The sequence below is a fragment of the Streptomyces sp. NBC_00637 genome (assembly GCF_045161545.1).
GTDB lineage: Bacteria > Actinomycetota > Actinomycetes > Streptomycetales > Streptomycetaceae > Streptomyces.
Genome location: NZ_CP109046.1, coordinates 4,229,898 through 4,254,201, shown reverse-complemented (window position 1 = coordinate 4,254,201; position 24,304 = coordinate 4,229,898). Strand labels below are relative to the sequence as shown.

21 protein-coding genes are annotated in these 24,304 nt (G+C 68.7%); 11 read left to right on the top strand and 10 right to left on the bottom strand.

All coding sequences use genetic code 11. The features are described from left to right. The first annotated feature begins 27 nt into the window (after nucleotides 1–27). The 3 genes from OG440_RS18585 (at nucleotide 28) to OG440_RS18575 (ending at nucleotide 3,090) form a co-directional block, all read left to right on the top strand. The gene (locus OG440_RS18585) at nucleotides 28–1,110 is read left to right on the top strand and encodes an inositol-3-phosphate synthase (RefSeq protein ID WP_406007935.1); all 1,083 of its coding nucleotides are present in this window, start codon (nucleotides 28–30) and stop codon (nucleotides 1,108–1,110) included. Between the two features lie 93 nt (nucleotides 1,111–1,203). Next, nucleotides 1,204–2,463 carry an MFS transporter gene (locus OG440_RS18580; RefSeq protein WP_406007934.1) on the top strand — a complete coding sequence of 420 codons (1,260 nt, stop codon included), beginning with the start codon at nucleotides 1,204–1,206 and terminating at the stop codon, nucleotides 2,461–2,463. Between the two features lie 129 nt (nucleotides 2,464–2,592). Further along, nucleotides 2,593–3,090 (top strand): hypothetical protein, encoded by a 498-nt coding sequence (locus tag OG440_RS18575; protein ID WP_406007933.1) that lies wholly within the window; start codon nucleotides 2,593–2,595, stop codon nucleotides 3,088–3,090. Nucleotides 3,091–3,208: 118 nt separating this feature from the next. On the opposite strand, the gene OG440_RS18570 is transcribed toward OG440_RS18575, so the two are convergent. After that, complete coding sequence (locus OG440_RS18570; RefSeq protein ID WP_406007932.1) at nucleotides 3,209–4,675, bottom strand: CCA tRNA nucleotidyltransferase; 1,467 nt, start codon at nucleotides 4,673–4,675, stop codon at nucleotides 3,209–3,211. A 257-nt stretch (nucleotides 4,676–4,932) separates the two neighbouring features. Here OG440_RS18570 and OG440_RS18565 point away from each other — a divergent pair, with 257 nt between their 5' ends. The 7 genes from OG440_RS18565 to trxA all read left to right on the top strand — a co-directional run bounded on the left by OG440_RS18565 (nucleotide 4,933) and on the right by trxA (nucleotide 14,711). Next, nucleotides 4,933–7,350, top strand: coding sequence for a DUF6049 family protein (locus OG440_RS18565; protein WP_406007931.1), 2,418 nt, complete (start codon nucleotides 4,933–4,935; stop codon nucleotides 7,348–7,350). Nucleotides 7,351–7,394: 44 nt separating this feature from the next. Continuing rightward, on the top strand, nucleotides 7,395–9,668 hold the full coding sequence (gene murJ / locus OG440_RS18560) for a murein biosynthesis integral membrane protein MurJ (protein ID WP_406007930.1): 2,274 nt from the start codon (nucleotides 7,395–7,397) through the stop codon (nucleotides 9,666–9,668). A gap of 138 nt (nucleotides 9,669–9,806) precedes the next feature. Beyond that, nucleotides 9,807–11,522 (top strand): protein kinase family protein, encoded by a 1,716-nt coding sequence (locus tag OG440_RS18555; RefSeq protein ID WP_406007929.1) that lies wholly within the window; start codon nucleotides 9,807–9,809, stop codon nucleotides 11,520–11,522. A gap of 27 nt (nucleotides 11,523–11,549) precedes the next feature. Continuing rightward, complete coding sequence (sigM, locus tag OG440_RS18550; protein WP_406007928.1) at nucleotides 11,550–12,275, top strand: RNA polymerase sigma factor SigM; 726 nt, start codon at nucleotides 11,550–11,552, stop codon at nucleotides 12,273–12,275. After that, nucleotides 12,272–13,192 carry an anti-sigma factor family protein gene (locus OG440_RS18545; RefSeq protein ID WP_406007927.1) on the top strand — a complete coding sequence of 307 codons (921 nt, stop codon included), beginning with the start codon at nucleotides 12,272–12,274 and terminating at the stop codon, nucleotides 13,190–13,192. The genes sigM and OG440_RS18545 overlap by 4 nt, the downstream gene beginning before the upstream one ends. Before the next feature lie 177 nt (nucleotides 13,193–13,369). Continuing rightward, nucleotides 13,370–14,338 (top strand): thioredoxin-disulfide reductase, encoded by a 969-nt coding sequence (gene trxB, locus OG440_RS18540; protein ID WP_406007926.1) that lies wholly within the window; start codon nucleotides 13,370–13,372, stop codon nucleotides 14,336–14,338. A gap of 40 nt (nucleotides 14,339–14,378) precedes the next feature. Continuing rightward, nucleotides 14,379–14,711 carry a thioredoxin gene (gene trxA, locus OG440_RS18535; protein ID WP_062644855.1) on the top strand — a complete coding sequence of 111 codons (333 nt, stop codon included), beginning with the start codon at nucleotides 14,379–14,381 and terminating at the stop codon, nucleotides 14,709–14,711. Nucleotides 14,712–14,802: 91 nt separating this feature from the next. Here the strand turns inward: trxA and OG440_RS18530 are convergent, their stop codons facing one another. From OG440_RS18530 to rpmH, 9 genes are all read right to left on the bottom strand, one after another. Next, nucleotides 14,803–15,420 (bottom strand): GNAT family N-acetyltransferase, encoded by a 618-nt coding sequence (locus tag OG440_RS18530; RefSeq protein ID WP_054242119.1) that lies wholly within the window; start codon nucleotides 15,418–15,420, stop codon nucleotides 14,803–14,805. A gap of 328 nt (nucleotides 15,421–15,748) precedes the next feature. After that, nucleotides 15,749–16,849, bottom strand: a complete 1,101-nt coding sequence (locus OG440_RS18525) for a ParB/RepB/Spo0J family partition protein (RefSeq protein WP_406007925.1) — start codon at nucleotides 16,847–16,849, stop codon at nucleotides 15,749–15,751. Next, complete coding sequence (locus OG440_RS18520; RefSeq protein ID WP_406011390.1) at nucleotides 16,846–17,919, bottom strand: AAA family ATPase; 1,074 nt, start codon at nucleotides 17,917–17,919, stop codon at nucleotides 16,846–16,848. Before OG440_RS18520 ends, OG440_RS18525 begins: the two co-directional genes overlap by 4 nt. Nucleotides 17,920–18,169: 250 nt before the next feature. Further along, nucleotides 18,170–18,886, bottom strand: coding sequence for a 16S rRNA (guanine(527)-N(7))-methyltransferase RsmG (rsmG, locus tag OG440_RS18515; RefSeq protein ID WP_406007924.1), 717 nt, complete (start codon nucleotides 18,884–18,886; stop codon nucleotides 18,170–18,172). Between the two features lie 119 nt (nucleotides 18,887–19,005). Then, nucleotides 19,006–19,518 carry a protein jag gene (locus OG440_RS18510; RefSeq protein WP_406007923.1) on the bottom strand — a complete coding sequence of 171 codons (513 nt, stop codon included), beginning with the start codon at nucleotides 19,516–19,518 and terminating at the stop codon, nucleotides 19,006–19,008. A gap of 15 nt (nucleotides 19,519–19,533) precedes the next feature. Further along, complete coding sequence (gene yidC / locus OG440_RS18505) at nucleotides 19,534–20,817, bottom strand: membrane protein insertase YidC (protein ID WP_406007922.1); 1,284 nt, start codon at nucleotides 20,815–20,817, stop codon at nucleotides 19,534–19,536. 3 nt (nucleotides 20,818–20,820) lie between these two features. Continuing rightward, the gene (gene yidD / locus OG440_RS18500) at nucleotides 20,821–21,180 is read right to left on the bottom strand and encodes a membrane protein insertion efficiency factor YidD (RefSeq protein ID WP_406007921.1); all 360 of its coding nucleotides are present in this window, start codon (nucleotides 21,178–21,180) and stop codon (nucleotides 20,821–20,823) included. Continuing rightward, nucleotides 21,177–21,548 (bottom strand): ribonuclease P protein component, encoded by a 372-nt coding sequence (gene rnpA, locus OG440_RS18495; RefSeq protein WP_406007920.1) that lies wholly within the window; start codon nucleotides 21,546–21,548, stop codon nucleotides 21,177–21,179. The genes yidD and rnpA overlap by 4 nt, the downstream gene beginning before the upstream one ends. Nucleotides 21,549–21,569: 21 nt before the next feature. Beyond that, the gene (gene rpmH / locus OG440_RS18490) at nucleotides 21,570–21,707 is read right to left on the bottom strand and encodes a 50S ribosomal protein L34 (protein WP_020130646.1); all 138 of its coding nucleotides are present in this window, start codon (nucleotides 21,705–21,707) and stop codon (nucleotides 21,570–21,572) included. Between the two features lie 376 nt (nucleotides 21,708–22,083). On the opposite strand from rpmH, the gene dnaA reads away from it, so the two are divergent. Next, nucleotides 22,084–24,102 (top strand): chromosomal replication initiator protein DnaA, encoded by a 2,019-nt coding sequence (dnaA, locus tag OG440_RS18485; RefSeq protein ID WP_406007919.1) that lies wholly within the window; start codon nucleotides 22,084–22,086, stop codon nucleotides 24,100–24,102. Nucleotides 24,103–24,304 lie beyond the last annotated feature (202 nt).

Below are 24,304 nucleotides of genomic sequence, written 5' to 3'. Positions count from 1 at the left end.
CACTCGTACACACAGGGAGCAACCGGAATGGGTTCGGTTCGCGTAGCCATCGTCGGCGTGGGCAACTGCGCCGCCTCGCTGGTGCAGGGCGTCGAGTACTACAAGGACGCCGACCCGGCGTCCAAGGTCCCGGGTCTGATGCACGTGCAGTTCGGCGACTACCACGTCGGTGACGTCGAGTTCGTCGCCGCCTTCGACGTCGACGCGAAGAAGGTCGGCCTCGACCTCTCGGACGCCATCGGTGCCAGCGAGAACAACACCATCAAGATCTGCGACGTTCCGAACAAGGGCGTCACGGTCCAGCGTGGCCACACCCTGGACGGTCTCGGCAAGTACTACCGCGAGACCATCGAGGAGTCCACCGAGGCCCCGGTCGACATCGTCCAGGTCCTCAAGGACAAGCAGGTCGACGTTCTGATCTGCTACCTGCCCGTCGGCTCCGAGAGCGCGGCGAAGTTCTACGCCCAGGCCGCCATCGACGCCAAGGTCGCCTTCGTCAACGCTCTTCCGGTCTTCATCGCCGGCACCAAGGAGTGGGCTGACAAGTTCACCGAGGCGGGCGTCCCGATCGTCGGCGACGACATCAAGTCCCAGGTCGGCGCCACCATCACCCACCGTGTGATGGCGAAGCTGTTCGAGGACCGCGGTGTCCGGCTCGAGCGCACCATGCAGCTCAACGTCGGCGGCAACATGGACTTCAAGAACATGCTGGAGCGCGACCGCCTCGAGTCCAAGAAGATCTCGAAGACGCAGGCCGTCACCTCGCAGATCCCCGACCGCGACATGGGCGAGAAGAACGTCCACATCGGTCCCTCGGACTACGTGGCCTGGCTGGACGACCGCAAGTGGGCGTACGTCCGCCTCGAGGGCCGTGCCTTCGGTGACGTCCCGCTGAACCTCGAGTACAAGCTCGAGGTCTGGGACTCCCCGAACTCCGCGGGTGTCATCATCGACGCCCTGCGCGCCGCGAAGATCGCCAAGGACCGCGGCATCGGCGGCCCGATCCTGTCGGCGTCCTCCTACTTCATGAAGTCCCCGCCGGTCCAGTACTTCGACGACGAGGCCTACACCAACGTCGAGAAGTTCATCCGCGGTGAGGTCGAGCGCTAACTCGACCCGCACGGAAAATCGCTCCTGCCAGGGCTGAGAAGGGTCCCCGGGTCCATGACCCGGGGACCCTCCCCGTATGTGAGGCTGTGCCGCATGGCCGTCGTCCGTGATCTGCGCGTTCTGCTGCGCTTCAAGAACTTCCGGCGACTGCTCGCGGTACGGCTGCTCTCCCAGTGCGCGGACGGCGTGTACCAGATCGCGCTCGCCACCTACGTCGTCTTCTCCCCGGAGAAGCAGACCTCGGCCGGCGCCATCGCCTCCGCCATGGCGGTCCTGCTGCTGCCGTACTCTCTCGTCGGCCCCTTCGCGGGTGTTCTGCTGGACCGCTGGCGTCGCCGGCAGGTCTTCCTCCACGGCAACCTGTTGCGCGCTCTGCTGGCCTCCGTGACGGCCGTCCTGATGATCGGCCAGGTCCCCGACTGGCTCTTCTACGTCTCCGCTCTGTGCGTCACCGCCGTCAACCGCTTCGTCCTCGCGGGCCTTTCCGCGGCTCTGCCACGCGTCGTCGACGGTGAGCGCCTGGTCATGGCCAACTCCCTCTCCCCGACCGCCGGGACCCTGGCCGCGGTCGCGGGAGGCGGTCTCGCCTTCGTCGTCCGGCTGGTGGCCGACTCCGACGCCGCGGTGGTGCTGCTGGGTTGCGCGCTGTACCTGTCCGCAGCGCTCGCCTCCCTGACCATGGCGGCGGATCTGCTCGGACCTGACCGTGATCTGGTCCGGCCCCGGCTGACGAGCGCGCTCAGGGGCACCGCCCGCGGTCTGTCGGCGGGCCTGCGCCACCTGGCCGAGCCGAAGCGCAGGGAGGCTGCCTGGGCGCTCGGCTCGATCTCACTGATGCGGTTCTCCTACGGCGCCCTGACCGTCATGGTGCTGATGCTGTGCCGGTACGCCTGGTCGTCCGACCCGGACGACGGGCTGGCCCTGCTGGGGTTGGCGGTAGGGGTCTCCGGCGTGGGCTTCTTCGTCGCCGCGGTCATCACCCCGTCGGCGGCCGGACGGCTGGGCCCGGCCCGCTGGATCGTCGCCTGCTCCGCGGCCGCCGCGGTCCTGGTACTCGCCCTCATGCTGCCGTTCACGCAGGTCACCACGTTCGTCGCGGCCTTCGTGCTGGGGGTGGTCACACAGGGCGCCAAGATCGCCACCGACACCATCGTCCAGTCGTCCGTGCAGGACGGCTTCCGCGGCCGGATCTTCTCCCTCTACGACGTCCTGTTCAACGTCGCCTTTGTCGGGGCCGCCGCTGTCGCCGCCCTGATGCTGCCACCTGACGGACGTTCCACCGCATTGGTGGTCACGGTCGCCGTTATCTACGGGGCGGTTGCTACCGCTATGGGCAGATTCGAGCGGCGGTAAGTGTCACATCAATGACACAGACTCCCCCTCCGGCTACAGGGTTGTCAGTGGGGGCCGGTAACTTACGTGCGTCTTACTTCGCGAGTGATTTCGCGCCACACGTCCATTGTTTTCTAGGGGGACCCACCAGTGTCGACTCCGCCGCCCCAGGGCCAGAACCCGTTCGCGCAGCAGGGCCAGCAGCCCTACGGCCAGCCCCAGGGCCAGGCGCCGTACCCGCCGCAGCCCGGCTACCCGCAGCCCGGCGCCGCGCCCTACGGCGCGGTGCCGCCGGAGCAGCCCCGCCGCAAGGTCGGCTTCAAGCTGATCAAGAACGTCGTCATCGTTCTCGCTGTCATCGGTGTGGGCATCGGCGTCTACATATCCAACAAGGACGACGCCAACACGGCGGCGGTCGGCGACTGCATGCACCGCGGCAGCACCAACGACAACGACCCCGACCTCGAGGTCGTCAAGTGCGACTCCTCGCAGGCCCAGTTCGTCGTGCTGGCGAAGATCGAAGGCACGTACACGCAGGTCACGGCCGACAGCAAGTGCGCCGAGAAGGCCAAGGACTACCAGTACCAGTACACCGAGAGCGGTGACGGCAGTGACTTCCTGCTCTGCCTGAAGGACTACAAGAAGTAGGACAGCAGCTGAAAGGGGCGGTGTTTCACGTGAAACACCGCCCCTTCGCATGTGCGCCTGTCGCGTCCGCCGCATCACCGGTCATGTTTCACGTGAAACATGACCCCGTTTCACGGCCTCAGTCCTGCGCGGCCCACCACTCCTTGAGCGCGGCGACCGCCGCGTCGTGCTCCATCGGCCCGTTCTCCAGACGCAGTTCCAGCAGATGCTTGTACGCCTTACCGATGGCAGGTCCGGGGCCGACGCCCAGGATCTCCATGATCTGGTTGCCGTCGAGGTCGGGGCGGATCGCGTCCAGCTCCTCCCGCTCCTTCAGCTGGGAGATGCGCTCCTCGAGCCCGTCGTACGCCCGCGAGAGCGCGGCCGCCCTGCGCTTGTTCCGCGTCGTGCAGTCCGAGCGGGTCAGCTTGTGCAGGCGGTCGAGGAGCGGCCCCGCGTCCCGCACATAGCGACGCACCGCGGAGTCCGTCCACTCACCGGTCCCGTACCCGTGGAAGCGCAAGTGGAGTTCGACCAGTCGGGAGACGTCCTTCACCAGCTCGTTGGAGTACTTCAGAGCCGTCATGCGCTTCTTCGTCATCTTCATGCCGACCACCTCGTGGTGGTGGAACGAGACGCGACCGTCGTTCTCGAAGCGACGGGTGCGCGGCTTGCCGATGTCATGCAGCAGCGCGGCCAGCCGCAGCGTGAGATCAGGACCGTTCTCCTCCAGGGCGATGGCCTGCTCGAGGACGATCAGGGTGTGTTCGTAGACGTCCTTGTGCCGGTGATGCTCGTCGCTCTCCAGCCGCAGGGCGGGAAGCTCGGGCAGCACATGGTCGGCGATGCCGGTGTCGACCAGCAGCGACAGCCCCTTGCGCGGGGACGCGGACAGGATCAGCTTGTTCAGCTCGTCCCGTACCCGCTCGGCGGAAACGATCTCGATACGGCCGGCCATCTCCTTCATCGCCGTGATGACCTCGGGGTCGACCTCGAAGTCGAGCTGAGCGGCGAAGCGGGCGGCGCGCATCATGCGCAGCGGGTCGTCCGAGAACGACTCCTCCGGCGTACCCGGGGTGCGCAGCACACGCGCCGCGAGGTCCTCGAGGCCACCGTGCGGGTCGATGAACTCCTTCTCCGGAAGCGCCACGGCCATGGCGTTCACGGTGAAGTCGCGCCGGACCAGGTCCTGCTCGATGGAGTCGCCGTACGACACCTCAGGCTTGCGCGAGGTGCGGTCGTACGCTTCCGAGCGATAGGTGGTGACCTCGATCTCAAAGCAACGATCCACGCCTTCGACCCGGGCGTCCTTCTGGACCCCGACGGTGCCGAACGCGATCCCGACCTCCCACACGGCGTCCGCCCAGGGCCGGACGATCTTCAGAACGTCCTCGGGTCGGGCGTCCGTCGTGAAGTCCAGGTCGTTGCCGAGTCGGCCGAGCAGCGCGTCCCGGACCGAGCCGCCGACCAGGGCGAGAGAGAACCCGGCCTCCTGGAAGCGGCGGGCGAGGTCGTCGGCGACAGGGGCGACCCGCAGCAGTTCGCTGACCGCGCGGTGCTGCACCTGGCTCAGGACGCTGAGATTGTCTTCGTTGGCGTTCGGCACAACAGAAGAGGGTACGTGGCCCGGCCGACCGGGGGCGCCCCGATTTGGGCGAGCGGACATCGCCTCCGATAGCCGGGCAAGACAGCTTCTTGCTCTCTACCTGGCCACTTCTTCCCATACACAGAGATAGCGGACGATCCGGTCGGCTTCCACGATCTTGTGGAGCAGTCCGCGGCACTTCCCCTCAGCGCGCATCGTTACCATGCGTGGACGCACATTCCGACGACCACTGACGACGACGAGGGACGGGCGAACGCGTGGCCGAGGCGGCAGACTTTCCGGGGATGACTCCCTCACCTGCCCGTCGGTGGCTGCGGCGCACCGGCGCACTGCTCGCCGGGGCGCCCCTGCTGGCCGGTCTGCTCCAGCTGCCCGCCACCCCCGCGCAGGCCGCCGGCCGGACTTCCGCCAAGGAGGCCTCCGACGCCGGCACGGTGGCCGTCACCGTCGACTCGCTCAGCCCCGCCGCTCCCACCGACGGGGACACCCTGACGGTCTCCGGCACGGTCACCAACAAGGGCAAGCAGGCCGTCACCCACGCGCACGTGGGCCTGCGGGTGGGTTCCGCTCTCACCACCCGCTCGGCGATCGACAGCGCCGCCAAGCGGTCGGACGCCCTCTCCGGCGACGACGGCTCCGAGGTGGGCGGCAAGTACGTCACCGAGTTCGCCAAGCTCACACCGGGCGTGTCCGAGCACTTCAGCATCTCCGTCCCGGTCGACAAGCTCGACCTGGACGACGACGGCGTCTACCCGCTCGGTGTCTCCCTCGCGGGCGAGACGTCGGCGCAGCCGTGGGAGCAGGTGCTGGGCGTCCAGCGGACCTTCCTGCCGTGGCAGCCCGAAGAGGCGGACACCCCGACCAGGACGACGGTGCTGTGGCCGCTGGTCTCCACCGTCCACATGTCGGCGGAGACCGGTTCGAACGCGCAGCAGACGCCGGTCTTCCTCAACGACGACCTGGCCGAGGAGCTCTCGCCCGGCGGCCGCCTGGAGCAGCTCCTGAGCCTGGGCAGGGAGCTCGACGTCACCTGGGTGATCGACCCGGACCTGCTGGCGTCCGTCGACGCCATGACCGGCAGCTACCGGGTCCGGGGCGACGGAGACACCACCACGGCCGGCACCCACCAGGCGGTCGCCAAGCAGTGGCTCGACGAACTCCAGGACGCGGTGCTCGGCAAGGAGGTCGTCGCGCTGCCCTTCGCCGATCCCGATCTTGCCTCGCTCGCCCACAACGGCACCGGTGTCGCCGGCTCGCTGAGCCAGCTCAAGGCGGCCACCGATGTCGCCGCCACCACCGTGGAGACCGTTCTCCATGTGACTCCGAACACCGACTTCGCCTGGCCGGTGGACGGCGCCGTCGACCCGTCGATCGTCAAGGTCGCCACCTCGGCTGGCGCCGACAAGGTGATCGCGCGCAGCGACAGCCTGACGGAGAGCGGTGATCTCACCTACACCCCCTCCGCGGCCCGGCCCATCGGCGGCGGCACCACGGCGGTGGTCGCGGACGCGCGGCTGTCGACGGCCTTCAAGGGCGATCAGACGAAGGCCTCCACGTCCACGCTCGCCCTGCAGGAGTTCCTCGCGCAGAGCCTGGAGCTGACCCTTCAGACGGGCAAGCAGCGCAGCGTCGTCGTGGCCCCGCAGCGCATGCCGACCGCGAGCCAGGCCCGGGCGCTGGCACGGGCCGTCACCACGCTCCAGGGCGGCACCTGGTCGCAGTCCCAGCAGCTCGCGGCGGCCGCCAAGGCCAAGCCCGACCCGGGCGCCGCCACGAAGGTGCAGCCGAAATCGGCGTACCCCTCCTCGCTGCGCAAGCAGGAGCTGCCCCGATCGGCTTTCGAGCAGATCGCGTACACGCAGGACAAACTCGACAACTTCAAGGTGATCCTCGCCAACGAGGCCCGGGTGGTGACTCCTTTCGGGCGGGCCATAAACCGTGAGATGTCCACGTCCTGGCGGGGTCGGAGCACCGCCGCGAGCTCGTTCCGGCAGGGTGTGCAGGCCTACCTCGACACCCTGACCGGCCAGGTCAAGCTGATCGACAAGTCGGAGACCAAGCTCTCCGGGCGCAGCGCCACGATCCCGGTGACCGTGCAGAACAACCTGGTGCAGGGCGTCGACCACCTGATCCTGCGGCTCACCTCGAAGAACCCGACCCGTCTCGAGATCTCCGACGAGGCCTACGCCGAGCAGTCGGTGACGGTGTCCGGCGGCCACACCTCGACGGTGAAGTTCAGCACGTCCGCCAAGGTCAACGGCCAGACGACGGTGGTCGCCCAGCTGTACACCGAGGACGGCCAGAAGTACGGCCAAGAGGTCACCTTCGACGTGCGCGTCACCGAGATCACGGCCACGGTGATGCTGGTCATCGGCGGCGGCGTCCTGCTCCTCGTGCTGGCCGGCTTCCGCATGTACACCCAGCGCAAGCGTGCCGCGGCCCGTGAAGCCGCGGAGACCGACGACGAGACCGAAGAAGTAGGCGAGGACGGTGCCGGCGAGGCGGGCGAGCCCGCCGACGGCCCCGAGAACGCCGGAAACGACGAGAACCGTCCCGAGAAAGAGTCCGGCGGCCGAGCAGGGGCAGCCGACCCGGAGCAGCCGAGTGACGAGACATCGGACACCGCAGTGGAAAGCGCCGACCCGTCCGGCACGGGTGAGAGAGTGGACCGTTGAGGATGCCGTGGCCGGTGGGCCGGGGACGATGAGGTGGGGTAACCATGAACGCGCCGTACGACGGTGACCGCGGCCAGGCCGCGGGCGGCTCGGGCCACCCCGAGGGCCCGCCGCCCGAGCACGGCCAGGTGCCGCCGCAGCACCCGGCGGACATGTACCTCCAGGACGCCTACGACCAGGACCCCTACCGGGCCCAGGACCTCACCGCGCAGGACCCGGTCGCCGAGGCGCTCTACGATCGTGCCGCACACCCGCCGCCCCCGCCGGGCATGCAACAGCCGCAGCAGCCGCTCTACGGCCGGCCCCCGCAGTCCCCGTACGCCCCCGACCCGCGGGTGTGGGCCCAGACCCCGGCGCCCGAGCCGGAGGGCCCCACGCAGTATCTGCCGTACGGCGACGACCCCCGCACGACGCAGTTCGTGGGCGTGGACGACTTGATGACGCACTCGGGTGAGGAGCAGCACCAGCCCGACGCCTTCGCCCACCTGTTCCGGGACCAGCAGCAGAGCGGCGTCCGCTCGGCCGAGTCCGCGTCGGTACCCGGTCCGACGCCCGCCCCGGGCGGGCAGGGCGGCGTGCCGGCGTACCAGGCCCCGATGGGACCGCCGTCGAACGCGGACCAGACCATGAACCTCACGGCCACACCGGCCGCGCCCCCCGCCGCGGCCGCCCCCGCCGCGAAGAAGGGCGGACGCGCCGGCGGCCTGCTGAAGTCCAGTGCCGTCATGGCCGCGGGCACGATGGTGTCCCGCCTCACCGGCTTCGTCCGCTCCGCGCTGATCGTCTCGGCGCTGGGCGTCGGGCTGCTGGGCGACACCTTCCAGGTCGCCTACCAGCTGCCCACGATGATCTACATCCTGACGGTCGGCGGCGGCCTCAACTCCGTCTTCGTGCCGCAGCTCGTGCGGGCGATGAAGGAGGACGAGGACGGCGGCGAGGCGTACGCCAACCGCCTGCTCACGCTGGTCATGGTGGCGCTGGGCCTGCTCACGGTCGCTGCGGTCGCCGCCGCGCCGGTCCTGATCCGTCTCCTGTCCGCCCCGGTCGCCGGCGACCCGGCGGCCAACGAGGTCGGCATCACCTTCGTCCGCTACTTCCTGCCCTCGATCTTCTTCATGGGCGTCCACGTGGTGATGGGGCAGATCCTCAACGCCCGCGGCAAGTTCGGCGCGATGATGTGGACGCCGGTCCTCAACAACATCGTCATCATCGTGACGCTGGGCATGTTCATCTGGGTCTACGGCACCGCCGCCGACTCCGGCATGAAGGTCACCACGATCCCGCCGGAAGGTGAGCGGCTCCTCGGCATCGGGATCCTGCTCGGCCTCGTCGTGCAGGCCCTCGCCATGATCCCGTACCTGCGCGAGACCGGGTTCCGGCTGCGGTTGCGCTTCGACTGGCGGGGCCACGGCCTCGGCAAGGCCGCGACCCTCGCCAAGTGGACCGTCCTGTTCGTCCTGGCCAACCAGGCCGGCGCGCTCGTCGTCACCCAGCTCTCCACGTCGGCGGGCAAGGACTCGCCGCTCGACGGCACCGGGTTCTCCGCCTACGCCAACGCCCAGCTGATCTGGGGACTGCCGCAGGCCATCATCACCGTCTCCCTGATGGCCGCCCTGCTGCCCCGGATCTCCCGCTCGGCCGCCGAGGGCGACGCCGGCGCGGTCCGCGACGACATCTCCCAGGGCCTGCGCACCACGGCCGTCGCGATCGTCCCGATCGCCTTCGGCTTCCTCGCGCTCGGCATCCCGATGTGCACGCTGATCTTCGGCTCCTCCGGTATCAGCGAGGCCACGAACATGGGCTTCATGCTGATGGCCTTCGGCCTCGGCCTGATCCCCTACTCCGTCCAGTACGTCGTCCTGCGCGCGTTCTACGCCTACGAGGACACCCGGACGCCCTTCTACAACACCGTCATCGTGGCCGCGGTCAACGCGAGTGCCTCGGCGATCTGTTACTTCGTCCTTCCCGCGCGCTGGGCCGTGGTCGGCATGGCGGCCTCCTACGGCCTGGCGTACGCGATCGGCGTCGGCGTCGCGTGGAACAGGCTGCGCAAGCGGCTCGGGGGCGACCTCGACGGCTCCCATGTCCTGCGGACCTACGCCCGGCTGTGCATCGCCTCCGTTCCGGCGGCCCTGATCAGCGGCGCGGCCTGCTACGGCATCGGCCACAGCGTGGGCCAGGGCGTTCTGGGTTCCTTCGCCGCGCTGCTGGCCGGCGGGGTCCTGTTGCTCGGCATCTTCTTCGTCGCCGCCCGCCGCATGCGCATCGAGGAGCTCAATTCGCTCGTCGGCATGGTCCGCGGACGCCTGGGTCGCTGAGACAGGGGGTAGGCGCACAACCATCGTCCGCCGCCGTGTGTCGTGCATAGCGCCGGACTGTGGGCACAATTGGGTTCGGCGTCGCACGGCGCGCACGGGGTCGGACGGCGCGCACTGAATGGGGAGGCAGGAACGACGGTGGCGGAACGGAGCACAGCTGCCGTCGACGTGGCAGACAACAGCGGTGACAAGCCGCTGACCGCACAAGCGGACCAGTCCACGGCCGACGGGGTGGTCACGAATCTGGAGCAGGACACGGACAGCGACGAGGCACAGGGGAGCGGCGGGGCGGAGCGTCCCGGGAAGGCCTCACCGCCGGAACTGCACAGCGGTCACAAGCTCGCCAGGCGCTATCGCCTCGAAGAGTGCGTCACCCGTCTGGACGGTTTCAGCAGTTGGCGTGCGGTCGACGAGAAACTCCGTCGTGCCGTGGGCGTCCACATCCTGCCCGCGGACCACACCCGGGCCCGTTCGGTGCTGGCGGCGGCCCGCTCGTCCGCCCTGCTCGGCGACCCCCGCTTCGTCCAAGTACTGGACGCTGTCGAGGAGAACGACCTCGTCTACGTGGTCCACGAATGGCTGCCCGACGCCACCGAGCTGACCGCGTTGCTCGCGGCCGGCCCCTTGGAGCCGCACGACGCCTACCAGATGGTGAGTCAGATCGCCTCCGCCATGGCCGCCGCCCACCGCGAAGGCCTGGCACATCTGCGTCTGAACCCCAACGCCGTTCTGCGTACCTCCTCGGGCCAGTGGCGCGTCCGCGGTCTCGCGGTGAACGCCGCCCTGCGCGGTGTCACCACCGACACCCCTCAGCGCACCGACACCGAGGCGATCGGCGCTCTGCTGTACGCGGCGCTGACCCAGCGCTGGCCGTACGAGAACGACGCCTACGGCCTCTCGGGGCTGCCCAAGGACGTCGGTCTGATCGCCCCCGACCAGGTGCGCGCCGGTGTCCACCGGGGTCTGTCGGAACTGGCGATGCGGGCCCTCGTCAACGACGGCGCGACCGCGTCCCGGCACGAGGCTGCCTGCACGACGCCGGAGGAGCTGGTGAAGGCGATCGGGGAGATGCCCCGCATCCGCCCGCCGGAGCCCGCGTTCACCGCCCCGCCCGAGTACCAGCGCACGACGTACCAGCAGGGCACCTACGGCCGTCCCGCGCCGCACCCAGGCGTCACCCAGCAGGTGGCGACCCCGCCGCCCCCGCTGCAGAGCCGCACCGGGAAGGCGCTGAAGTGGGCGGTCTCCGCGCTCCTCATCGCCGCCCTCGGCCTGGGCAGCTGGCAGCTGGCGGACGCGCTGATGGACCAGAGCCAGTCCGAGGACACGAACCAGACCCAGACGACGGACGAGGGCGACAAGAACAGCACCGCGCCCAAGCCGGTCACCACACTCAAGATCCACGATGCCGCCGAGTACTACCCGGACGGCAAGCCCCAGCACCCCGATGACGCGAAGCTGACCTACGACAACGACAGCTCCACGTACTGGCGGTCGTACTCCTTCGACGGCGGGCCCGTGCTCGCGCCGTACAAGCAGGGTGTGGGCATCGTCTACGATCTCGGCTCCGAGCAGAGCGTTTCGGCTGCCTCGATAGGGCTTCGCTACGACGGCGACCACACCGCCGTGAGCCTCTACGCGGCCGATTCGCTCTCGTCCTCGGCGTCCCTCAAGTCCATGACGAAGATCGCCGAGGCCAAGACGTCCGGTCTGGAACTGAAGATCCCCGCCAAGACACCGGTGAAGACGCGATACGTTCTCGTATGGATCACCGCCGCGCCCTATGCGTCGGGTGATCAGTACAGCGACTCCGGCTTCAAGCAGGCCATCACCGACGTGAAGTTCACGGGCTGACGTCTCACCGAAGGGGGAGGGGGTCCGATGGCGGAAAGCGCCGGATACGACGGAGTTGGCGACCAGGACCTCCTCACCCGCCACGTAGAGGGCGACCCCGACGCCTTCGGTGAGCTCGTACGGCGCCACCGCGACCGCCTCTGGGCAGTGGCCCTGCGCACGCTGGGAGACCGCGAGGAGGCCGCTGACGCCGTCCAGGACGCCCTCGTGTCCGCCTACCGGGCCGCCCACACCTTCCGCGGCCAGTCCGCCGTGACGACCTGGCTGCACCGCATCACCGTGAACGCCTGTCTGGACCGCGCCCGCAAAGCGGCGTCCCGCAAGACCTCGCCGGTGGACGACACCGAGCGACTGGAGCAGCTGCTCGAGCCGCACGAGTCGGCGTCCGCTCCCGCCGAACGCAAGGATTTGCACCGCCAGCTCCTCGAAGCGCTCGGCACCCTCCCTCCCGACCAGCGCGCCGCCCTCGTTCTCGTGGACATGCAGGGCTACCCGGTCGCCGAGGCCGCCCGCGTGCTCGACGTGCCGACCGGGACGGTGAAGAGCCGCTGCGCCCGGGGCAGAGCCAGACTCCTGCCGCTTCTCACCCATCTGCGACCGGAGGGCACCGGCGGCGACAGAGAAAACGGCACAGGACGGAACCGGGCGCAGGGGACATCCGTCCCACCGACAGCGGAACCTCGGGACGAGGGGCCGGGCAACGCCGGGACAGGCGATTCAGCTGCTGTGAAGGGCGGAGGTGGGCGAGCGTGACCTCGACGACGGACACGACCGGGCACCCGGACGTCGCGGAGATCTCCGACCTCACCGAGGGCATGCTCACTCCCTCCCGAAGCGCCGACGTGCGCCGGCATCTGGACACCTGCGAACTCTGCGCGGACGTCCACGCGTCGCTCGAGGAGATCCGTGGCCTCCTGGGCGCCCTCCCCGAGCCACCGCACATGCCGGACGATGTCGCCCACCGCATCGAGGCCGCACTCGCCGCCGAGGCACTGTCGAACGCGACGGCGCCGGAGGGCGCAGACGTCTCACCGGCGATCGGCGTCGCGGCGATGGCGACGACCGACACCGACGCGCTCCATGTTTCACGTGAAACAACGACGGCGACCGACCGGCCCGCCGGGCACGCCCAAGCCACCACCGGTCCGGGCCGCAAGGACCGCAAGCGGCGTGGCCGCCGCAAGATCGCTGTGCTGGGAGCGGTACTCACGGCCGCGGCGCTGGGACTCGGTTCCGTCCTGGTGTCCTCGCTCATGGACGGCGGAGGGTCGGGTGGTTCGGCCCATCAGTCGACGGGGCCGGACACCTTCTCCGCAAGCCGGCTGGAGGGACAGGTCATCGACCTCCTCGCCAAATCCACGGACACCCGTAGTTCGCACAGCCTGGGCATCCAAGGGCAATCCGACGCCGCGTCGCCCGGCGACGCCTCACCCAAGATCCTCCGGATGCCTGTGGTGCCTTCGTGTGTACAGCAGGGCATCGGCCGCAGCGATGCGGCACTCGCCGTCGAGGACGGCACCTACCAGGGGACGGACTCCCTGCTGGTCGTCCTTCCGAACGCATCCGACAGCACGCGGATCGACGCCTACATCATGGACAAGACCTGTGTGGATCACCCGGCATCAGGTCCGGCGAAGGTTCTGCTGAAGAACTCCTACACGCGACGCTGACGACCGACGTCCCGTCTCGCCGCAGCTTCGCGTCTCCCCCGCATCCCCTACGGTGTCGTCCCTTCGTGTGCCCGGACACACCGGGAATGCACGCCCCTTAGGATCCGTTGGGTGGGGTGAGAGTCCAAGTAGCTCCCACCGCTCAACCGATGTAGTCCAGAGACGAGGAAACAAGCCGTGAGCGACGTCCGTAACGTGATCATCATCGGCTCCGGGCCCGCCGGCTACACCGCGGCGCTGTACACCGCGCGCGCGTCGCTGAAGCCGCTCGTGTTCGAAGGCGCCGTCACCGCGGGCGGCGCTCTGATGAACACCACCGAGGTGGAGAACTTCCCCGGCTTCCAGGACGGCATCATGGGCCCCGAGCTCATGGACAACATGCGCGCCCAGGCCGAGCGCTTCGGTGCCGAGCTGATCCCCGACGACATCGTTTCCGTCGACCTCACGGGTGAGATCAAGACCGTCACGGACACCGCGGGCACGATCCACCGGGCCAAGGCCGTCATCGTGACCACCGGCTCCCAGCACCGCAAGCTCGGTCTGCCGAACGAGGACGCCCTCTCCGGCCGTGGTGTCTCCTGGTGTGCCACCTGTGACGGGTTCTTCTTCAAGGACCAGGACATCGCCGTCATCGGCGGCGGGGACACCGCGATGGAGGAGGCCACCTTCCTCTCCCGCTTCGCCAAGTCCGTGACGATCGTCCACCGCCGGGACACCCTGCGCGCCTCCAAGGCGATGCAGGAGCGCGCCTTCGCCGACCCGAAGATCAAGTTCGTCTGGGACAGCGAGGTCGCCGAGATCGAGGGCGACCCGAAGCTGGCCGGGCTGAAGCTGCGCAACCTCAAGACGGGTGAGCTCTCGGACCTCCCGGTCACCGGCCTGTTCATCGCGATCGGCCACGACCCGCGCACCGAGCTCTTCAAGGGTCAGCTCGACCTGGACGAGGAGGGCTACCTGAAGGTCGCCGCGCCCTCCACCCGGACCAACCTGACCGGTGTCTTCGCCGCCGGCGACGTGGTCGACCACACCTACCGCCAGGCGATCACCGCGGCCGGCACCGGCTGCTCCTCCGCTCTCGACGCCGAGCGCTACCTCGCCGCCCTCGCGGACGAGGAGCAGGCCGAGCCCGAGAAGACCTCCGTCTGACCCTCTCCCGCCCCCACCGCGCAGAATTAAGGAGCCCCCTGTGGCCGGCACCCTGAAGAATGTGACCGACGCCGACTTCGAAGAGGTCGTCCTCAAGAGCGACAAGCCCGTCCTGGTGGACTTCTGGGCCGCATGGTGCGGCCCGTGCCGTCAGATCGCCCCCTCCCTCGAGGCCATCGCCGCCGAGCACGGCGACAAGATCGAGGTCGTCAAGCTCAACATCGACGAGAACCCGGGCACGGCTGCCAAGTACGGCGTCATGTCCATCCCGACGCTGAACGTGTACCAGGGTGGCGAGGTCGCCAAGACCATCGTCGGTGCCAAGCCGAAGGCCGCGCTCGTCCGCGACCTGGAGACCTTCATCTCCGAGTGACACGCTGAGCCGTCCCGCCGACGGCCGATGTTTCACGTGAAACACCAATGGGCCAGCCCTCAGGGGCTGGCCCATTGCTCTACCGGAATCTTCAGAGCGGGCGCAGCGCCGGCTCCTTCTGGACGGCTCCCAGCAACCGGTCGAGCGCCATCTCCACGTCTTCCTTCCAGGAGAGCGTCGTCCGCAGCTCCAGCCTCATCCGAGGATGAGCGGGATGAGGACGCACCGTCTTGAAGCCCACCGCCAGCAGATGATCGGCGGGGAGCACACAGGCCGGCTCCTTCCAGCGGGCGTCGCCGAATGCCTCGATCGCTTTGAAGCCCCGCCGCAGCAGATCCTTGGCGACCGTCTGGACCATCACGCGACCGAGCCCCTGGCCCTGGTAACCCGGCATGATGAACGCGGTCATCAGCTGCACAGCGTCCGGCGACACAGGGCTCGTGGGAAACGCCGTCGAGCGAGGAACGTAGGCGGGCGGCGCGTAGAGCACGAACCCCACGGGCACGTCGTCCACGTAGACGACCCGGCCGCACGATCCCCAGTCCAGCAGGACAGCGGAGATCCAGGACTCCTTCTCCAGAGCGGGCGTGCCCGCTCTTACCGCGGCCGCACTGCTGACGGGGTCCAGCTCCCAGAAGACACACGCCCGACAGCGCTTGGGAAGGTCTTGAAGGTTGTCCAGCGTGAGCGGTACGAGCCGACGCCCCATGAAGGCTGTTCCTCGCTTCCTTCGCTCGCAGCGTCGCGGGCGGCTGTCAGCGCGCCCCGTTCCCTGAGTAGGCTGCCGACGAAGCCGCCGACCGCGCCCAGTCCGAGCCCGGCGCTCACCAGTCCGGTTCGGCTCATCGTTCGCATGGCCCCCGCCTCCTGCTCCGAGGTACTGCCAGGTGGATGCGCCACAACCCCACTCGCATCGTATCCACGATGCGATTCCATCGATACCGCCTGAAAGCAAAGAGCGAGCCGTGTTCCGGGGCACACCGGACACGGCTCGCTCACAGGTCCCACGGCCGACACATCCTCGACCACGCCGCAGCTCAGTCTTCCGACTCCTCGGCGTCGCCGTCCACGAGACCCTTCTGCAGGACGGGGCCTTCGCCAGGCGCGAGCGAGTCGAGGATGCGCTCCAGGTCCTCCATGGAGGCGAACTCGACGGTGATCTTGCCCTTCTTCTGGCCCAGGTCGACCTTCACCCGGGTTTCGAAGCGGTCCGAGAGCCGGCTCGCGAGATCGGTCAGCGCCGGGGAGACCCGACCGCCGGCCCTCGGCCCCTTGGCACGCTGAGCCGCCTGCGGACGCGAGCCCATGAGGGTCACGATCTCCTCGACGGCCCGGACCGAAAGCCCCTCAGCCACGATGCGGTGGGCCAGCCGGTCCTGCTCCTCCGAGTCATCGACCGAGAGGAGGGCCCGAGCATGACCGGCGGAGAGCACTCCGGCCGCGACCCGGCGCTGAACCGCCGGCGAGAGCTTCAGCAGACGCAGCGTGTTGGAAACCTGCGGACGGGATCGGCCAATGCGATCCGCCAGCTGGTCATGCGTGCAGTTGAAGTCCTTGAGCAATTGGTCGTAGGCGGCTGCCTCTTCCAGCGGGTTCAGCTGGGCCCGGTGGAGGTTCTCCAGAAGGGCGTCCAGGAGAAGCTTCTCGTCGTCCGTGGCCCGCACGATCGCCGGGATCGCCTCCAGGCCGGCCTCACGACAGGCCCGGAAGCGCCGCTCACCCATGATGAGTTCGTAGCGCGCGGGGCCCAGCTGGCGTACGACGACCGGCTGGAGCAGACCGACCTCCTTGATGGAGGTGATGAGCTCGTGCAGCGCGTCCTCGTCGAAGACCTCGCGGGGCTGACGCGGGTTGGGCGCGATGTGGTCCAGGGGAATCTCGGCGAAGTGCGCGCCGATGGGCGGCGCGGGCATCTCCACGGAGCCGTTCGCCGACACTTCCTCTGTTTCACGTGAAACAGGCAGCAGCGCGGCCACCTTCGCCGCGGCGACCCCGCGGTCGGTCGTCAGAACCGGTACGGCCGCGGGGGACATGGATCCTCCACCGCCCATCGCGGCCTGCGCCGGCGTCTTCTCCGTCGGGGCAGCAGGGATCAGTGCGCCAAGACCGCGGCCCAGCCCCCTCCGTCGTTCACTCACTGAATGCCCTCCACCATGTTCGCGTTGTTCTGGGCCCCGATATGGGCGTGTGTCGCGTCGTAGCTGATCCCGACACCCCTCAGGGCCAGCTCTCGTGCTGCCTCAAGGTAGGAGAGAGCACCACTCGATCCCGGATCGTAGGTCAGCACCGTCTGTCCATAGCTCGGCGCCTCGGAGATGCGGACCGAGCGGGGAATGCTCGTCCGCAGCACCTCCTCCACGAAGTGGGTGCGCACCTCCTCCGCGACCTGCGACGCAAGGCGCGTCCGGCCGTCGTACATGGTGAGGAGAATCGTCGACACATGCAGGGTGGGGTTGAGGTGTCCCCGCACCAGGTCGACGTTGCGCAGCAACTGCCCCAGACCTTCCAGAGCGTAGTACTCGCACTGGATCGGGATGAGGACTTCGGCACCGGCCACCATCGCGTTGACCGTCAGCAGGCCGAGAGACGGCGGGCAGTCGATGAGAATGTAGTCCAGCGGCTGCTCGTAGGCCTGGATCGCTCGCTGGAGGCGGCTCTCACGTGCCACCAGGGATACCAACTCGATCTCCGCGCCGGCGAGATCGATCGTGGCGGGAGCGCAGAAGAGGCCTTCTACATCGGGGACGGGCTGAACGACTTCCGCGAGGGGGCGACTGTCCACCAACACGTCATAGATGGACGGGACCTCGGCATGGTGGTCGATTCCCAGGGCGGTGGACGCGTTGCCCTGGGGGTCGAGGTCGACCACCAGGACCCGGCCTCCGTGCAGGGCCAGGGACGCGGCAAGGTTGACGGTCGTCGTCGTCTTGCCCACCCCACCCTTCTGGTTGGCGACGACGATCACACGGGTCTGCTCAGGACGTGGCAGACCCTCGCCGGCGCGGCCCAGAGCCTCCACAGCGAGTTGGGCAGCACGACCGATCGGGGTGTCGTCCATGGGGGGCGGTGTTTCACGTGAAACATCCTCCCCAAACGACTCGGTACGGGGACCGGGGACCGGATCGGTCATCGGTCCCGCGATGTTGGCGTCGGACCGCAAGGATTCACTCTCCTCGACTTCAGGCTCGCAATGAACAGAGCCTCCCATGTCTTCGGGGTCGCGAACCAGTGAGGCCTGGTCCTCTGTGGAGAAATCCACCACTGTGGACAACTCCCGTCCCTCATCGAGTGAACCGAGAGGCTTACGGTCGCGGGGTTCGGCTGCGGCGCGGCCGCGGCTGATGATGCCGTGGAGCAAGGAGCGACGTTTCACGTGAAACACGATGCACAGCGTCGGCGGCCGGACCCCTCGCGACACTCCGTGATGCGTTGGTTTGGCAGCTTGTGTGGAGTACGACTCAGCGGCGTCGGCGCGTTCGACTGGTACGGGCCGCCTTGGCGCGCTTGGCGGCGAACCTCACACCGCCCGGGCTCTCCCCGACCTCGACCCGCACCACCGTGGACAGCGGATCCACCACGCCCTCACCCACATGCAGGATCGAGGTGCCCACCGCTCCGAGCTTGCTCAGAGCCGTGGACGCGCTCTTCAGCTCCTCCTCGGCGGTGTCGCCCTTGAGGGCGAGCATCTCGCCGTAAGGACGCAGCAGCGGGATGCCCCAGGTGGCCAGACGGTCCAGAGGCGCCACCGCACGGGCGGTGACCACGTGCACCGGGTGCATCGTGCCCATGACCTCCTCGGCACGGCCACGCGCGACCGTCACATGGTCCAGGCCCAGGAGCTCGACGACCTCGGCGAGGAAGTTGGTGCGTCGCAGAAGCGGCTCCAGCAGGGTGATCTTCAGGTCCTCCCGCACGAGCGCCAGGGGAATGCCGGGCAGACCGGCACCCGAACCGACGTCGCACACGGTCACGCCCTCGGGCACGACCTCGGAGAGCACCGCGCAGTTCAGCATGTGCCTCTCCCAGAGGCGGGGTACCTCTCGTGGGCCGATGAGCCCACGCTGCACGCCTGCCTCGGCCAGGAGCTCGGCGTATCGGACCGCATCGCCGAAGCGATCGCCGAACACCTCTCGTGCCACCTCAGGCGCAGGGGGGAGCTCCGCTGCCTCCGTCACGGGGACCGTCCTTCCGTACCGCATCAGCGCTGCGAGCGCCGACCACCAGAAACTACCGGGCTGACAAAGATCGGCCCCGTCTGCGCGACAGACGGGGCCGGGAACACGTACGTACCGAATCAGTTGGGCAGGACGACGACGAAGCGCTGCGGCTCCTCGCCCTCGGACTCGCTGCGCAGTCCGGCGGCCTTGACCGCGTCGTGAACGACCTTGCGCTCGAAGGGCGTCATCGGGTCCAGCTTGACCGGCTCGCCGCTGTTCTTCGCGTCGGTGGCGGCCTTGGCGCCCAGCTCGGAGAGCTCCGTACGCTTCTGGGCTCGGTACCCCGCGATGTCCAGCATCAGGCGGCTGCGGTCACCGGTCTCGCGGTGTACGGCCAGGCGCGTGAGTTCCTGGAGCGCCTCCAACACCTCGCCGTCCCGGCCGACCAGCTTCAGCAGGTCACGGGGGCCCGCGTCGCTGATGATCGACACAGAGGCGCGATCGGCCTCGACGTCCATGTCGATGTCGCCGTCGAGATCGGCGATGTCCAACAGACCCTCGAGGTAGTCCGCCGCGATCTCACCCTCCTGCTCCAGGTGGGACAGGGTGTCTGCACCCTCGGCAGCAGCGGAGGTGGTGCCTTCCGTCACGGGATGGGCTCCTTCTTACTTCTTGGACGGGGACTTGGGGCGCTGCGGGCCGCCCTTGCGCTGCCCGGACTGGGCCTTGCTGCGGCTTCCGCCACTGGGCTTGGGACCGGCCTGCTTGGCCGTGCCGGCGGCTCCGGAGGGCTTGGCGTCCTCCGGTTCGTCGGACTTGGTCAGCGAGATGCTCTCGCCGCCGTCCTTCGTCGGGGCCGTGGACTGACGCTGGGACTTCGACTGCCGCTTGGGCTGCTGGCGCTTGGCGGCGGCCGCGCTCGTCGGCGTGCCGTCCTCGGCCTGAGCCGCGGCCTGGGCCTCGCTCTTGATCACGGTGCCGTCGGCGTGGGCGGCGAAGCCCGCCTTGGTGAGACCGTTGATGAACTTGCGTTCGGCGTCGTTGCGCTCGCGGCCCTTGGCCACGATGGCCTTGACGATGGCCTTCTCGCCGCGGCTGCGGGTCTTGCCGTGGTGCGTGACGTGCTTGTACAGACGCTCCAGGTACGCGGCCTGCGCCTTGGAACCCGGGGTCGGGTTGTTGCGGATCACGTACATCTGCTGGCCCATGGTCCACACGTTGGTGGTCAGCCAGTAGACGAGGACACCGACGGGGAAGTTGATGCCGAAGACGGCGAACATGACGGGGAAGACGTACATCAGCATCTTCTGCTGCTGCATGAACGGGGTCTTCACCGAGGTGTCGACGTTCTTCGTCATCAGCTGGCGCTGCGTGAAGAACTGCGACGCCGACATCATGACGATCATGATCGCGGTCACGATGCGGACGTTGGTCAGCGAGGCGTCGAAGGGCACCAGGTCCGCGGCGCTGTCCGTGAACTTCGCGGCCAGCGGGGCCCCGAAGATGTGCGCCTTCTGCGCGCTCGCCAGCAGGCTCTCGTTGATCACGCCAATGGTGTCACCGTTGGCGATGCCGTTGAGCACGTGGTAGAGGGCGAAGAAGAACGGGGACTGCGCCAGGATGGGAAGGCACGAGGAGAGCGGGTTGGTACCCGTCTCCTTGTACAGCTTCATCATCTCTTCGGACTGACGCTGCTTGTCGTTCTTGTAGCGCTCCTGGATCTTCTTCATCTCGGGCTGCAGCGTCTGCATGGCCCGCGTCGCCTTGATCTGCTTCACGAAGAGCGGGATCAGGCAGATACGAATCAGAATCACCAGGGACACGATGGACAGGCCCCAGGCCCACCCGGTGTCAGGTCCGAAGATGGACCCGTACACCTTGTGGAACTGGACGATGACCCAGGAGACAGGTGTCGTGATGAAGCTGAAGAGGCTGGCAATCGTGTCCACTAATCATGCTCCTTGGGCATGGGACGGTGTCTCTGCGGCCGGGCTCGAAGGAGAAGGCGACTTCTCTTCGGTGGCCGTTTCGGCGGCGGAGGTCCCGCCCCTGCGTGCACGCCAGGCGTCACGCAACATTTCGTGCCACCGCGGGCGCTTGCGCGGCGGAACATGGTCCACGCCGCCGAGCGACCACGGATTGCACCGCAGGATCCGCCAGGCGGTAAGTGCCGTTCCCTTGATCGCACCGTGCCGGTCGATGGCCGTGTAGCCGTAATGGGAGCACGACGGGTAGTACTTGCACACCGGCCCGAGCAGCGGACTGATCGTCCACTGGTAGAGCTTGATCAGAGCCAGCAGCGGGTACTTCATCGCGCGCCCCCTCCCAGTAGCCGTTGAAGGGCGGCATCCAGGTCTTGGGCCAGCTGTGCGTGGTCGGCGTCGCCCGCCCCGGGCAGCGCCCGTACGACTACCAGGCTACCGGGGGGGAACAGGGTGACTCGATCGCGCATCAGATGACGCAGTCTGCGCTTCACCTTGTTGCGCACCACCGCGCCACCCACGGCCTTGCTCACGACGAAACCCGCACGCGTCGGGGGAGCGCTCTCCCCAGGCGCGTGCGGGTCCGTGGCACCGCTTCGAAAATGGACCACGAGGGTCGGGCGGCCGGCCCGACGACCTCGTCGTACCGCGGTCGCGAAGTCCTCGCGCCGCCTCAGCCGATGCTCGGTAGGCAGCACGACGTCATGACCTGATCAGGCTCAGGCGGACAGGTTGGTGCGACCCTTGCTGCGGCGGTTCGCGAGAATCGCGCGACCGGCGCGGGTGCGCATCCGCAGGCGGAAGCCGTGGGTCTTGGCGCGACGACGGTTGTTCGGCTGGAAGGTGCGCTTGCTCACTCGGGGGCTCCAGAAATCAATCGGTGGTGGCGGGGTGCCGTCCTGGCTGTCACCGTGCGCCCACGAGGTAGCTCGCGGTAAACGCCCGAGTGCACCGCTTCCCGATCACCTGACGTGATCTGTGCCCATCGGAGGCAGGCGGCAGCAGCCATCGACAACTCGACCTGGTTACGGTACGCGCGGCTGCGCCATTCGGTCAAACCGGCGGTCGCGGGAGACACTATCCACAGCCTGGGGACAACAACTTGAACCGCAGCCGTCGCCCTGACTACCGTGGCTGAACTCCGATTCGTTCCTTTGTCCCTGCCCCCACCCGATATGAATCCCGACCGTCCCGCAACCACACGTTCGTGGGACCCACGAGAGAGCGTGCCCTGTGGCTGACGTGCCTGCCGATCTTGCCGCAGTGTGGCCACGAGTACTGGAGCAGCTCCTCGGGGAGGGCCGCGGCCAGGGCGTAGAGGTGAAGGACGAGCACTGGATCCGGCGCTGCCAGCCGCTGGCGCTGGTCGCCGACACCGCCCTGCTCGCCGTACCGAACGAGTTCGCGAAGGGCGTCCTCGAAGGCCGCCTCGCCCCGATCGTGAGCGAGACGCTGAGCCGTGAGTGCGGGCGGCCCATCCGCATCGCGATCACCGTCGACGACTCCGTGGGCGAGCCGTCGGCCCCGTCGGCACCCTCCGCGCAGCAGCAGTCGCGCTACGAGGAGGCGGAGCTGCCCACCGGCCCCTACGAGGGCCAGGACAACCGGTACGAGGGTCAGGGGGACGGCCGGTACGACACCGGTTACGACACGTCGCGCGAAGGCCAGTACGAGGGCTACGGCCGGCACCGCGCCGAGCCGCTGCCCCCGACGCCGGGCGACCAGCTCCCCGGCTCGCGCCCGGACCAGATGCCCACCGCGCGGCCCGCGTACCCGTCGGAGTACCAGCGTCCGGAGCCCGGCGCCTGGCCGCGGCCGCAGCAGGACGAGCACAGCTGGCAGCAGCAGCGGCTCGGCTTCCCGGAACGGGACCCCTACGCGTCGCCGTCGTCGCAGGACTCGTACGGCGGGCCCGCGTCCCAGGCCCCGTACGGCGCCCCGTCGCAGCAGGACTCCTACGGCCCGCCGTCGCAGGACTACCGTCCCCAGTCGATGGAGCGGCCGCCGTACGATCCGTCGCCGTACCGGCAGAAGCGCCCGGAGTACGAGCAGTCCCGCTCCGACTACGAGCAGCGCGACTCCGGCCGGCGCGACCTGTCCGACCCGTCGGGCGGTTCCGGTCATCCGCACCGCGGCGGTCCGGGCGGTCCCGGCCAGCCCGGCGCGGGCGGACCCGGGCAGTCGGCCAAGTCCTCGCCGACACCCGGTCCCGGTGAGCCGACCGCGCGCCTGAACCCGAAGTACCTCTTCGACACCTTCGTCATCGGCGCCTCCAACCGGTTCGCGCACGCGGCCGCCGTCGCCGTCGCCGAGGCGCCCGCGAAGGCCTACAACCCCCTCTTCATCTACGGGGAGTCGGGTCTCGGCAAGACGCACCTGCTGCACGCCATCGGGCATTACGCGCGGAGCCTCTACCCGGGCACACGCGTGCGGTACGTGAGCTCCGAGGAGTTCACCAACGAGTTCATCAACTCGATCCGCGACGGCAAGGGCGACAGCTTCCGCAAGCGGTACCGCGAGATGGACATCCTGCTCGTCGACGACATCCAGTTCCTGGCGGACAAGGAGTCGACGCAGGAGGAGTTCTTCCACACCTTCAACACGCTCCACAACGCCAACAAGCAGATCGTGCTGTCCAGCGACCGGCCGCCGAAGCAGCTGGTCACGCTGGAGGACCGGCTGCGGAACCGTTTCGAGTGGGGCCTGATCACCGATGTGCAGCCGCCCGAGCTGGAGACGCGGATCGCGATCCTCCGCAAGAAGGCGGTCCAGGAGCAGCTCAACGCCCCGCCGGAGGTGCTGGAGTTCATCGCGTCCCGGATCTCACGCAACATCCGCGAGCTGGAGGGCGCGCTGATCCGGGTGACGGCGTTCGCGTCGCTCAACCGGCAGCCGGTGGACCTGGGGCTGACGGAGATCGTCCTGAAGGACCTGATCCCCGGTGGCGAGGACTCCGCCCCCGAGATCACCTCGACGGCCATCATGGGCGCCACCGCCGACTACTTCGGGCTGACGGTCGAGGACCTGTGCGGCACCTCGCGCGGACGCGCGCTGGTGACGGCCCGCCAGATCGCCATGTACCTGTGCCGCGAGCTGACGGACCTTTCGCTCCCGAAGATCGGCGCGCTGTTCGGCGGCCGCGACCACACGACGGTCATGCACGCGGACCGCAAGATCCGCAATCTGATGGCCGAGCGGCGCTCCATCTACAACCAGGTGACCGAGCTGACCAACCGCATCAAGAACGGCTGACGGCACCGCGGAACGCCGTACGACCACTGCTGAGGGCGCCCCCCGGAGAGAGTTCCGGGGGCGCCCTACGTCGTTCGGGGAGCGGCCGGGGCGCCAAGCCGGGTAGGGCGTGGCCGGACCGGGCCGGACCGGGCCGGACCGGGCAGCTCCGGGCGCCGAGAGAACGCGAGGGGTGACGCGGGCGCCGGGGCGCGGCACTCGC